The following is an 11460-nucleotide window of genomic DNA, read 5'->3' on the forward strand; positions in this document are numbered from 1 at the left end:
TCTATAGTTGGAAAAATCCTGATCCGCTAAAATGAAGTGGATCCCTCGCCCTCTGATGCTGGGCTCCCCATTCTTCTTGTCTCTCTAAGTGTTCTACGTATCCACTAAAACTGAGTTGTAATCGAGAGCGATCCTGCAGCGTACCCAAGACATAATTTCTCACAAGTTCTATTGAGCTGGGAGCATCAGAGGAGAGATAACCAGTGTTCTCATACACTTTGCGGAACTCTTTTCGTATTATGTCACCATTTCTGATCTCTCTTACTTGTACCAAAACTCCTGCCTGTGCTGAAATTCCCTCTTCCAAGGCTATATTGGCCGCGTACTCTGCGCCGAAGCACTCCATGATTAGTGAAGCTGTTTGTTCCTCTGTGGTGTCGGCCTTCTGGCACTCATGCTCCTGGTTGATGGGTTCCTTCGATGTTCTCTCACCCGTAAGTTCAGTATATCTCTCTTGAAACTGTTCAGGTGATAGTTTCGTAACTTCCCAGTCCATCACATTAGTCTGAGAAGGATCCTGTGTGAGGGATTCAACAGCTGATCTCGTAGTGATCTCCTTCTGTCCAGGAGAAAAATCCAGTAGCAATAAGCCCACAATGAAACATATGGATGCAGCAAGTCCCCACCTTTTAATAAAATCACCCATCTTTCTCATCCTAATATCGTATAAAAATTGGTTATCGTATGCTATGTTCAGTATACCATTTCATCCATATATTGTTCTATATTAATACATCCATCCAAACCAACCTAGCGATCATTATAGCTACCCTATGCGAAAAGACAGCTTATCTATCTCCCCCTATCAAGGAGAAACGGGATTACATCATACGAATTGGATTTCATCATGCCCTCTGGTCCGTAGTCCACACAGAACAAGCCGAATCCATCCTCCTACGAGGTTGAATACGGCTTGTTTATATATCTCACCCGATTGGATGTGATGTTGCATCCCTGAATCAAGAACGAATGGAGACATCCCCTGTTGACTCTCTGATCACCAGCTCGGGTTTCAGAACCAATTTCTGTGGCCGTTTATGCTCATCCTTCAACTCATCGATCAGCAGATCCACAGCACGATGCCCCAAATCCTCAATAGGCTGGGCAACCGTCGTGAGCGGTGGATTGGTCACCGATGCGAGAATGGTATTGTCGAATCCGACGATAGAGACATCTTCAGGGACCTGTAGGCCGAGCTCTTTTGCTGCCTGCAACGCTCCGATAGCCTGCATATCATTACAACAGAATATGCCGGTTGGCCGGTTGGTTTGCTCAAGCAGCACAAGCACCTCCTGTTTGGCTGATTGTATGTCGGCGGTTGATTCCCTCACCTGGGAAGACTCAAGAGCAAGACCTGCTTCCTCCACTGCTTCGCGGAATCCGCGTACACGTTCCTTACTGCTGCTGACCTTGAGCGGCTCTGACACCACCCCAAAGCGGGTATGACCGAGCTGAAGCAAATGCTCCGCCGCCAGTGCACCACCAAGCCTGTCATCAATCGAAACGGTGTGAACCGAGAGGGACGGCAGTTGACGAGCGATTAACGCAACAGGTATGGATTGCTGCAGAAGGGGTGACAAAATCTCGGCATTATCAATACCCGTTCCGATCATCATGCCATCGACTCTTTTTTGCTGAAGCAGGTTCAAATAGCGCTCTACCCGCTCGTCCTTATTATCCGTGCTGCAGATCACGACGCTGTACCCCAGCTGACGGCTCCGGTCTTCTATCGCTCTGGCAAGCTCGGCAAAATACGGATTGGATATATCGGGTACAAGCAGACCGAGCGTATAGGTTTGTTTGCCTGTAAGTGCAGCTGCAATCGCGCTAGGTTGATAGTTAAGGCGCTCCATGATCTCCATAACCTCAGCGCGCCGCTTTTCACTGATTTTCCCTTTGCCGTTAATGACCTGGGAGACCGTGGCAATGGATACGCCCGCCTCTCGTGCAATATCATAAATGGTTGCTTTCATTGTAAATTCCCCATCTGTGCTATATACAAGATTCTTATATATAGGTAATCGTTTTCTTCTCATTATGCAGGGGGAAATCTGCATACGCAACTCGAAGCCATTCTGGAAGTAGGGATGAGACCGAATTACCTTTTCATCAGCCAATCATGGTCAGGGTCATTATAGAATTTCCAGGTTCGCGTGGGACCCGCCATTACATTAAGGTAATACACCTCATATCCCGGTGGAGCACCTACTGGGTGGTATCCGCAAGGGACAAGCACTACTTCACCATTGTTCACTGCCAGTGTCTCATCCACTGACCGATCATCGGTGTAAATGCGTTGAATGGCAAACCCCTGCTCGGGCTGCACCCGGAAGTAATAGGTCTCCTCCAGCAGGGATTCTACAGGCAAGGCATCCCGGTCATGTTTATGCGGTGGATAACTCGACCAATGTCCATCAGGCGTAAATACTTCAACGACGAGCAGACTGTCCGCTTCCTTCTGTTCCGGTAATATGTTATGAATCTGGCGCTCCAGATTGCCATACCCGCGGGTCTCTACTCCAACGTCTTCCGGTGTGATGAGACGAGCCGGATATGCTCCTTTGCCTGGTGCCGCACATATGGCTATTTCCATTGCCGAAAGAGCCTTGATCTCCACCTGATCGGAGTTAGAGACATAGACGGAATAAGGAGGTATTTTCTCAAAGATGCTCATTCTCTTCCCAACGTTCTCCCACGCATGCTCCCGCGTACTTATATTGGCCTGCCCGCTGAGCAGTACGATACAGAGCTCCTGATCACCGCTCTCGCGGGTGAAGGATTGTCCTTCTGCAAGCTGTACTACCTGAAACCCAACATATTTCCAACCAGCAGACTCTGGAGTTACGTGTATAAGCGTGCCGTCCCCCTCCGAATGTGCTTCCGGTTTTACGATACGTTCTGACATGCTGCAGCCTCTCCTTTCTGTGCGCCCTGGCAAATCTCGTATTCCTATAGAGAAACATCATCTGCAATAGCTTGAACGCTGAGATGAATTTTTAGGGAGATGCAGTTTGAGATTCCATTGTCACCCCGGTGACTTCTCGCAGCTTGACAGGTCTCCCCTGTTCCATGGACATCCTTGCAGCCAGTGCAATCCGTTCAGCCTGAACCGCATCATGGCCGTCGACAGTAACAGGTGTATCCTTCAGGATTGCTTCAATGAAAAGGGCCGTCTCCAGCACATAAGCCTCATTGTATCTTTCCAGAAAAAAGTGAAGCGGTTTATCCCGCATGAGCCCTGCCGCTGTACTAATCTCTGCCGTATTGGGATGATCGTTTGCAGCAGCTGCACTGCCCAATGAGCCAAACACCTCGACACGCTGATCATATCCATATAACGCTTGGCGGCTGTTATCAATGACCCCGATGGCTCCATTTTCAAAACTCATCGTCACAATGGCTGTGTCCACATCTCCATGCTCTGCAAAAACAGGGTGGATCAGCACATTGCCTTGGGCATATACTTCCTCTACTTCACTTCCCGACAGATAACGTGCCATATCAAAATCGTGAATCATCATATCCATGAAAATCCCGCCAGATACCCGGATATACTCCGCGGGCGGCGGGCTTGGGTCCCGTGAAGTGATTTTGATAATATGCGGATCGCCGATCGTCCCCTCCTGCACGTGGTCCCGCACACGTTTGAAGTTGTGATCGAAACGGCGGTTGAATCCGATTTGCAGCTTCACGCCAGCCTTTTGCACAGCCGCCACAGCCGCTTGGGTCTGAGCCAAATCCATACTGACCGGTTTCTCGCAGAAAATATGCTTGCCCGCTTGCGCTGCTTTTTCAATCAAAGGTACATGCGTATCCGTCGAGGAGCAGATCAGCACAGCATCCACGTTCGGCATCGAGATCAGTTGACTGCTGTCTTTCGTTACAACCGGAATTCCCCGTACGGAGGCCCAAGCCTCCAGCTCAGGCCCCGCGAACAAATCACTGATACCTACAATCTCGGCATGCGGGTTGCGCAGGAGATTGTCTGCATGAATTTTACCGATCCGTCCGGCACCGATAATGCCAATTCTCACTCTGTCCTTGCCCATTTTGTTATCCTCCCTGTCCCTGTTCGCTCGCTATACGATGAGGTTTCCCTCTTGGTCTGGCTTATCCTTGAGGTAGGTTGTTACCAGCGGGCTGTCACCATCTTTTTACGCGTATAAAATTCAACACCATCCGTACCGTTGGCGTGCAGGTCACCGTAGAAGGATTTCTTCCAGCCGGAAAAAGGGAAAAAGGCCATTGGCGCAGGTACGCCCAGGTTAATGCCAAGCATGCCTGCATCAATCGTTTCACGGAATTGTCGCATACTCGCCCCGCTACGAGTGAACAGGCATGCTCCATTGGCAAAGTCGGAACGATTCGCCAGCTGGATTGCTTCCTCGAGCGTATTTACTCTAGCTATGGAGAGCACAGGGGCGAAGATCTCATCCTTCCAGATTTTCATGCTGCTCTGAACCTCGTCGAATATGGTGGGTCCTACAAAATATCCGGATGTGCTTGCCGCCTCATCCTTGCGGCCATCGCGGATCAAGGCTGCGCCTTCCTGTTCTCCGGATTCAATGTAGGTGAGTGTACGTTCTTTATGCGGACCTCGAATGACCGGGCCGAGGAACACACCCTCATCTAAGCCATTGCCAATTGTGATGTTGTCTGCTGCTTCCACCAGCTTTTGGACCAACGCATCTGCTATATCCCCAACGGCCACGACAACCGAACAGGCCATGCAGCGTTCTCCGGCTGAGCCAAAAGCTGCACTGGTGATCTCCTTCACCGTCAGATCAAGGTCGGCATCCGGCATAACAATTGAGTGGTTTTTGGCACCGGCGAGGGCCTGCACCCGTTTTCCGTGTGCGGATGCAGTAGTGTAGACGTATTCAGCCACAGGCTGTGAGCCGACAAAAGAGATGGCTTGAACATCCTGATGCTCAAGCAGTCCGTTCACAACGTCATGTGCACCGTGAACGATGTTAAGTACACCGTCCGGAAGCCCGGCTTCCTTGAACAGCTCAGCCAGGCGCCCTGCGAGCAGCGGTGTTCGTTCGGAGGGCTTCAGCACAAAGGTATTCCCGCACGCAATCGCCAGCGGGAACATCCAGCACGGTACCATCATTGGGAAGTTGAAAGGGGTGATCCCCCCTATAACGCCGATCGGGTACCGATACATGCCTGATTCCAGCCCTGTGGCGATATCAGGCAGCTGTTTACCCATCATCAGATTCGGGGCACCTGCCGCGAATTCGACGCATTCTATGCCCCGCTGTACTTCCCCGTAGGCTTCAGCATAGCTTTTGCCGTTCTCCAATGTAACCAACCGGGCGAGCTCTTCCCAGTGTTCCACCAGCAACTGCTGGTAGCGGAACAAAACACGCGCACGGCGAGGAACCGGTGTGCTGCTCCAGGATGGGAATGCCTCTCTTGCCGTTTGGACGGCGAGATCCACGTCAGCCTGTTCTGACAGCGGTACGTGTGCAATGACTTCCTCCGTAGCCGGATTCATGACCGGCTCGGTTCGGGTTGCCGCCGGGGTTACCCAGGCACCCCCGATCCAGTTTTGTACCATCGTCACGGTTGTGGACGCTTCCGAAATCCCTTTTCCCATAGCCCTGTCTCCCTTCGCTTATATGTGTTGCAGCCATCCCTTAGTGATTCAGGACACTATAATCTCGCCCCGATTACAGCGATCAATATAGTCATTCACCTGTTCCACCGTTGGCATCGCATCCGAGCAGCTGTGACTAGAGATGACGATACTTGCTGCTGCGCTGCCATACGCCATACTGCGTTCAATCGTCCAATTCTGCATTAATCCGTACAAGAACCCTGCTGCATAGGAGTCGCCAGCTCCAAATGTCTTCACTACACGCGCTGGGTAGCTGTCTGCACGATGGGATAGCCCCTCCCGGGTATAGGCGATGGATCCCTCCTTGCCATGCTTGATAACAACAATTTTTGCTGAGTAGTCAAACCACTTTTGCGAGGTCACCTGATCGCTGCGCTGAGTATTATGGTCAAATGTCTCCATCATGTCGAATTCCTCACGGGTACCCAGGATGATATCGCATTTTTCGGCTGCAAGGTTGTAATACACTGCTGTTTCTTCCGCCGATGTCCAGGTGTAGGGACGATAATCGAGATCAAATACAATGACGGTTCCATGTTTTTTTGCATACGTTAGTGCCTGAAATACCGCTTCACGAGATGGGCTCTGGGCGAGAGCCGTCCCGGAAATTAAGAGCACTTTGGAATCCTCGATCAGCTGCTCCTGCACTTCACGGGCTTGTAACAGCAGATCAGCTACATGGTCGCGGTACATCAGTATGCTGCAGTCGGTTGGACTTTTGATCTCGGTAAAAGCAAGCCCTGTCACTGCTCCTGTGTCATCGGTAACCACATTGGACGTATCAATTCCGTTGCGTTCCAGATAACTATGGATGAACCTTCCCATTTGGTCATTGGCGATTTTCCCGATAAAGGCTGTCTCCATGCCAAGCCTGGACATGCCAATCGTAATATTGGCCGGAGATCCACCTACATACTTCGTAAACGTCATCGTCTCTTCCATCGGACGGTTAATCTCATTGGCGTTCAAGTCAATGCACAGTCTGCCGATTGCGGTAAAATCCGTCTTCCTGGAAGCAGGAAAGGAAACGTAAGCCATGGCTCAGAACCCCTTTCTGTAAATGGAATAGTGTTCTAGATTGAAGGTGCTGACCGATCCAGATAAAATATGCTCTTCTCTCCGACTACACCTTCTGTCTACATTGGTATTTTGATATGCACATATGAAAAACACCTTCGTTACCTAACCCTATGGAAATCATATTAAACTCATGCCGAATTAGATGAGCTACCTAATTAATGAATTCATGTACAAGAGAGAACGTTGCGCATACTCATATGGGTTATGAATGTCAGGATCCTGCTCGCCTTCAAGCATCGCCCACCCATCGTATCCCCGATCAACCAATTCCTGCAGAATCGGTGCAAAATCAATGCATCCATCCCCGGGTACAGTAAATACCCCTTTGCGAATACAGCCGACAAAATCAGATTGTGCTGCCCGTGCCTCATCCAGTACATCCGGACGGATATCTTTCAAGTGGATATAGGCAATCCGGTCATAATGCTTACGCAGCAGAGCAAGTGGATCGGCTCCCCCGTAGTAGGCATGACCCGTGTCATAAAGCAAGTAAACGAGAGTAGGATCGGTCAACTCCATCAACCGGTCGATCTCCTCCGGCCGTTCCACTACAGTGCCGCCATGGTGATGGTATGTCAGTTTCAGTCCATGTTCTCGTGCAATGGCACCAGCCTCATTCAACCCTTCAGCAAGGATGTGCCACTCGATTTCACTGAGTCTTAGCACTTCCTTCTCATGCGGAGTGCGCCGTGGATCAAAGTGCAGGGAACCCCCAACCTCTGCTGTACTAATGACTGTACTACCCATCGATTGCAGAAACTCCGTGTGTCTGCGATAGCTTTCCAGCTCTGATTTCCGGTATGCCGGGTCGGAGAGCAATACCGACTTCCACTGGGAAACGAGACGGATATTGCGCTTATCTAATTCCTCACGCAGTGCGGCTGGATCCGTTGGATATTTGCGCCCCATCTCCGTACCCGTCAGTCCGAGTCGCTGAATATCATCCAAAATCTGCTCACATGTCGTGTTGTCTCCATGCTCCTTCACATCTTCGCCGACCCAGTTGATCGGATGAATCCCGAGCTGAAATGGCAGCTTGTTCATGGCTCCACGTCTCCTTTATTAGAGTTCAGCATCTTGTCTGTTCAGATAAACGGTGCTGAATTATATAAGCTTTGCTTTGGCACGGCTGGCTTGCATTGCGTGATGAGCACTTACCACCTTTTCTTCCGTTGATACTTCCGGCACGCCAACATTCCACCAGGATTCATATCCTCCTGCATTTGTCCCTGGTACAACCGGAATCTCGATAAGTGTAGTCACACTCTCATTCCTTGCATCCCTGAGCGCCTTCTCCAGCTGTTCTGCTGTTTCTGCTCGATATGCTTGTGCTCCCAGACTGCGGGCATGTGCTGCGAAATCCATTGGCAGGTAATCCCCTGTCAGTCGTCCACTTTCGGATTCTCTATAACGAAACTCGTTGCCGAATCCGTCACTGCCGTGCTCACGCTGCAAATTATGAATACATTGGAATCCATTGTTATTGAATAGCAAAATGGTAAACTTCTTTTGTTCCTGCAGGCTGGTTACCAGCTCGGAATGCAGCATCAGGTAACTGCCATCACCAACCATGGCGTATACTTCCCGGTTCGGCTCGGCAAGCGCTGCTCCAAACGCACCGCTCACCTCATAGCCCATACAGGAGAAGCCGTATTCCATGTGATACGTCTTCGGTGCTGCCGCTCGCCACAAGCGATGCAAATCTCCGGGCAGGCTACCCGCTGCACAGACGATGATCGAAGATGGATCAATGGTCCGATTAATAATCCCAACGGCGGTGGTCTGTGCCAAGCCAGCTTCGTGCTTTAGTTCATATAGCCGATCTACTTCTCGGTTCCATTCACTCCGCAGATCAGCAACCTCGGATGGGCTGTAGCCGCTACGGTATCCCCGTTCCTGCATTGCCTTTTGCAGGGTTTGCAGACCTTCCCTTGCATCTGCCAGGATGGCCTCCCCGCCAAGCTTGGCTGCATCCATACCGTTCAAGTTTAGGTTGATAAATGTTACTTCTGGATGCTGAAAAGCGGATCTGGACGCCGTCGTGAAATCTGAGAACCGGGTGCCGACGCCGATTACAACATCTGCTTCTCTCGCAAGTCGGTTTGCCGCCAGAGAGCCTGTAACCCCGATGGCCCCCACGTTGAGTGGATGGTCCCAGGACAGTGCACTCTTGCCAGCCTGGGTCTCGGCAACCGGAATGCCAAATGCCTCGGCGAAGGCAGCCAGCTGAAAAGACGCCTCGGAATACAGCACACCGCCGCCAGCAACCAGCAGCGGCTTCCTGCCACGGGCTAGCTGTTCTGCGGCCCGTTCAATGGCTGCCTGGACCGGAGGCCGGCGGTCCAGGTAATGCACCTTGCGGGCGAAGAACGCTTCCGGGTAATCGTACGCCTCTGCCTGCACATCCTGCGGCAGTGCCAGCGTGACCGCTCCTGTCTCTGCTGGATCCGTGAGAACACGCATCGCCTGTGTTACAGCAATCATTAGCTGTTCAGGACGTACAATGCGATCCCAATACTTGCTGACCGCTTTAAATGGGTCTGTAGCCGAGACGGTATAATCACTGCTCACTTCGAGCTGTTGCAGAACAGGGTCCGGTTCACGTGTGGCAAAGTTATCTCCGGGAAGCAGAAGTACAGGGATCCGGTTCACGGTCGCTGTTGCAGCAGCGGTAATCATGTTCAACGCACCTGGACCGATCGATGTGGTACACGCGTATATTTGCCTGCGATTCTTCTGCTTGGCATAAGCTGCTGCAGTGTGTACCATACCCTGTTCATTCTTGCCTTGCATGTACGTCAGACTTCCTAGGCTGCGTTCCAGTGCCTCTCCTATTCCTGTAACATTACCGTGTCCGAAAATACCGATAACACCCTTCACGAATTTGGTCTCCACACCATCTACGGAAATATACTGCTGGTCCAGATAGCGGAGAAGTGCCTGGGCCATGGTCAGCCGGATCGTTGTCATGGATTTCGTCTCCTTTCCCTTTGTGGGTAAAGCGCTTAATCTACGTTAAGTTTAAGCGCCTTACCCATAAAGGTTAAGCGCTTAATTGGTATAGTATTACATCATGGCTAAATAGGCAAGATATTTTTGTAAGCGTTTTAAAAATAAAGAGGGCTAATCTGCTCGATACGCTGCAAATCAACATACCACAACAGGATGAATTGTATTTGTTCAAGTTCAATAGGATGTGATTCCAGTGAGCGTGTCGTCTTGTGAAAACTCTAAAAGTACAAAAAAAAGAGATGATCATGATCATCTCTTTTTTCTCTATATCGGTAAGCGGGTGATGGGAATCGAACCCACGCTATTAGCTTGGAAGGCTAAAGTTCTACCATTGAACTACACCCGCGTAAAATAATATCGGGATGACACGATTTGAACATGCGACCCCCTGGTCCCAAACCAGGTGCTCTACCAAGCTGAGCTACATCCCGTTATGTTATACCGGCGAGAGGACTCGAACCTCCACGGTTTCCCACTCGATTTTGAGTCGAGCGCGTCTGCCATTCCGCCACGCCGGCATATGAAGTTATAAATGGCGCGCCCTGAGAGATTCGAACTCCCGGCCTTTTGATTCGTAGTCAAACGCTCTATCCAGCTGAGCTAAGGGCGCATATAATATTGGAGCGGACGACGGGAATCGAACCCGCGACCCTCGCCTTGGCAAGGCGATGCTCTACCGCTGAGCCACGTCCGCGTATAAGGGATGCGCGTGGAGGGACTTGAACCCCCACGTCAAAGACGCTAGATCCTAAGTCTAGTGCGTCTGCCAATTCCGCCACACGCGCATATATAAAAGTGAGTCATGAAGGGCTCGAACCTTCGACACCCTGATTAAAAGTCAGGTGCTCTACCAACTGAGCTAATGACTCATAAAAACTGGTGGAGGATGATGGATTCGAACCACCGAACCCGTACGGGAGCAGATTTACAGTCTGATGCGTTTGGCCACTTCGCTAATCCTCCAGGATTAAAAGGTGGCTCGGGACGGAATCGAACCGCCGACACGAGGATTTTCAGTCCTCTGCTCTACCGACTGAGCTACCGAGCCTAATTCAATTTTAGATTAATGGCGGAACCGACGGGATACTCTCACTTCGTTCGAGACTGCGAAGCTGATGCTCTCGAAGTGTATGCTCCGACGAACCCAAAAACGGATTCTCATCCCTGAAGCAAAATAAAGATGGCGGAACCGACGGGATTCGAACCCGCGATCTCCTGCGTGACAGGCAGGCATGTTAGGCCAACTACACCACGGTTCCAGGCATTAATGGTGCCGGCGAGAGGACTTGAACCCCCAACCTACTGATTACAAGTCAGTTGCTCTACCAGTTGAGCTACACCGGCGTATATGGTGGAGGCTGAGGGGATCGAACCCCCGACCCTCTGCTTGTAAGGCAGATGCTCTCCCAGCTGAGCTAAGCCTCCATATATGACCCGTAGGGGATACTCTTACTTCGCTCGAGACTGCGTAGCCGCTGCTAACGAAGATGATCCTCCGACGAACCTTTGGGATTCTCATCCCCTTGATGCTTTAAAAAGTAAAGCTATGACCCGTAGGGGATTCGAACCCCTGTTACCTCCGTGAAAGGGAGGTGTCTTAACCCCTTGACCAACGGGCCTTACTGGCTCCCCGAACAGGACTCGAACCTGTGACAACTCGATTAACAGTCGAGTGCTCTACCAACTGAGCTATCAGGGAATGGTGGAGCCAAGCGGGATCGAACCGCTGACCTCCTGCTTGC

At 50.9% G+C, this 11460-nt stretch carries 8 protein-coding genes and 14 tRNA genes; all 22 read right to left on the bottom strand.

The genetic code is table 11. The features are described 5' to 3' along the window. Window position 1: 1 nt before the first annotated feature. The 22 genes from GUA98_RS28835 to GUA98_RS28940 all read right to left on the bottom strand — a co-directional run bounded on the left by GUA98_RS28835 (window position 2) and on the right by GUA98_RS28940 (window position 11417). Complete coding sequence (locus GUA98_RS28835) at window positions 2-646, bottom strand: hypothetical protein (RefSeq protein WP_193725172.1); 645 nt, start codon at window positions 644-646, stop codon at window positions 2-4. Between the two features lie 313 nt (window positions 647-959). Continuing rightward, window positions 960-1973 carry a LacI family DNA-binding transcriptional regulator gene (locus tag GUA98_RS28840; protein ID WP_193725173.1) on the bottom strand — a complete coding sequence of 338 codons (1014 nt, stop codon included), beginning with the start codon at window positions 1971-1973 and terminating at the stop codon, window positions 960-962. A 125-nt stretch (window positions 1974-2098) separates the two neighbouring features. After that, window positions 2099-2905: a 5-deoxy-glucuronate isomerase gene (gene iolB, locus GUA98_RS28845; protein ID WP_193725174.1), complete on the bottom strand. Its 807-nt coding sequence runs from the start codon at window positions 2903-2905 to the stop codon at window positions 2099-2101. A 91-nt stretch (window positions 2906-2996) separates the two neighbouring features. Then, window positions 2997-4049, bottom strand: coding sequence for an inositol 2-dehydrogenase (gene iolG, locus GUA98_RS28850; RefSeq protein ID WP_193725175.1), 1053 nt, complete (start codon window positions 4047-4049; stop codon window positions 2997-2999). An 80-nt stretch (window positions 4050-4129) separates the two neighbouring features. Beyond that, complete coding sequence (locus GUA98_RS28855; protein WP_321573921.1) at window positions 4130-5605, bottom strand: CoA-acylating methylmalonate-semialdehyde dehydrogenase; 1476 nt, start codon at window positions 5603-5605, stop codon at window positions 4130-4132. Window positions 5606-5653: 48 nt separating this feature from the next. Then, window positions 5654-6664 (bottom strand): 5-dehydro-2-deoxygluconokinase, encoded by a 1011-nt coding sequence (gene iolC / locus GUA98_RS28860; RefSeq protein ID WP_095362327.1) that lies wholly within the window; start codon window positions 6662-6664, stop codon window positions 5654-5656. A gap of 189 nt (window positions 6665-6853) precedes the next feature. Further along, on the bottom strand, window positions 6854-7750 hold the full coding sequence (iolE, locus tag GUA98_RS28865; RefSeq protein WP_193725176.1) for a myo-inosose-2 dehydratase: 897 nt from the start codon (window positions 7748-7750) through the stop codon (window positions 6854-6856). 60 nt (window positions 7751-7810) lie between these two features. After that, complete coding sequence (iolD, locus tag GUA98_RS28870; protein ID WP_193725177.1) at window positions 7811-9676, bottom strand: 3D-(3,5/4)-trihydroxycyclohexane-1,2-dione acylhydrolase (decyclizing); 1866 nt, start codon at window positions 9674-9676, stop codon at window positions 7811-7813. Window positions 9677-9993: 317 nt separating this feature from the next. After that, window positions 9994-10064, bottom strand: a tRNA-Gly gene (locus tag GUA98_RS28875). Window positions 10065-10075: 11 nt separating this feature from the next. Then, window positions 10076-10149 (bottom strand) — tRNA-Pro (locus tag GUA98_RS28880). 8 nt (window positions 10150-10157) lie between these two features. Beyond that, window positions 10158-10236 (bottom strand) — tRNA-Leu (locus tag GUA98_RS28885). A 15-nt stretch (window positions 10237-10251) separates the two neighbouring features. Beyond that, window positions 10252-10328 (bottom strand) — tRNA-Arg (locus tag GUA98_RS28890). Between the two features lie 9 nt (window positions 10329-10337). Continuing rightward, a tRNA-Gly gene (locus GUA98_RS28895) sits at window positions 10338-10412 on the bottom strand. Window positions 10413-10422: 10 nt separating this feature from the next. Further along, a tRNA-Leu gene (locus GUA98_RS28900) sits at window positions 10423-10503 on the bottom strand. An 11-nt stretch (window positions 10504-10514) separates the two neighbouring features. After that, window positions 10515-10587: transfer RNA gene (locus GUA98_RS28905), tRNA-Lys, on the bottom strand. Window positions 10588-10595: 8 nt separating this feature from the next. Next, window positions 10596-10681 (bottom strand) — tRNA-Tyr (locus GUA98_RS28910). Window positions 10682-10693: 12 nt separating this feature from the next. Next, window positions 10694-10766, bottom strand: a tRNA-Phe gene (locus GUA98_RS28915). A 133-nt stretch (window positions 10767-10899) separates the two neighbouring features. Then, window positions 10900-10977 (bottom strand) — tRNA-Asp (locus GUA98_RS28920). A gap of 9 nt (window positions 10978-10986) precedes the next feature. After that, window positions 10987-11062, bottom strand: a tRNA-Thr gene (locus tag GUA98_RS28925). A 5-nt stretch (window positions 11063-11067) separates the two neighbouring features. Beyond that, window positions 11068-11143: transfer RNA gene (locus GUA98_RS28930), tRNA-Val, on the bottom strand. A gap of 122 nt (window positions 11144-11265) precedes the next feature. Next, window positions 11266-11337, bottom strand: a tRNA-Glu gene (locus GUA98_RS28935). Window positions 11338-11341: 4 nt separating this feature from the next. Continuing rightward, window positions 11342-11417: transfer RNA gene (locus GUA98_RS28940), tRNA-Asn, on the bottom strand. Window positions 11418-11460 lie beyond the last annotated feature (43 nt).

This window comes from Paenibacillus sp. P13VS (assembly GCF_015143645.1).
Lineage (GTDB): Bacteria > Bacillota > Bacilli > Paenibacillales > Paenibacillaceae > Paenibacillus > Paenibacillus xylanilyticus_A.

Excerpts from the sequence above, each read along its gene's own strand:
- iolD (WP_193725177.1), bottom strand. The coding sequence starts at position 9,676 with ATGACAACGATCCGGCTGACCATGGCCCAGGCACTTCTCCGCTATCTG.
- GUA98_RS28835 (WP_193725172.1), bottom strand. The coding sequence starts at position 646 with ATGGGTGATTTTATTAAAAGGTGGGGACTTGCTGCATCCATATGTTTC.
- iolG (WP_193725175.1), bottom strand. The coding sequence starts at position 4,049 with ATGGGCAAGGACAGAGTGAGAATTGGCATTATCGGTGCCGGACGGATC.
- GUA98_RS28840 (WP_193725173.1), bottom strand. The coding sequence starts at position 1,973 with ATGAAAGCAACCATTTATGATATTGCACGAGAGGCGGGCGTATCCATT.
- iolC (WP_095362327.1), bottom strand. The coding sequence starts at position 6,664 with ATGGCTTACGTTTCCTTTCCTGCTTCCAGGAAGACGGATTTTACCGCA.
- iolE (WP_193725176.1), bottom strand. The coding sequence starts at position 7,750 with ATGAACAAGCTGCCATTTCAGCTCGGGATTCATCCGATCAACTGGGTC.
- iolB (WP_193725174.1), bottom strand. The coding sequence starts at position 2,905 with ATGTCAGAACGTATCGTAAAACCGGAAGCACATTCGGAGGGGGACGGC.
- GUA98_RS28855 (WP_321573921.1), bottom strand. The coding sequence starts at position 5,605 with ATGGGAAAAGGGATTTCGGAAGCGTCCACAACCGTGACGATGGTACAA.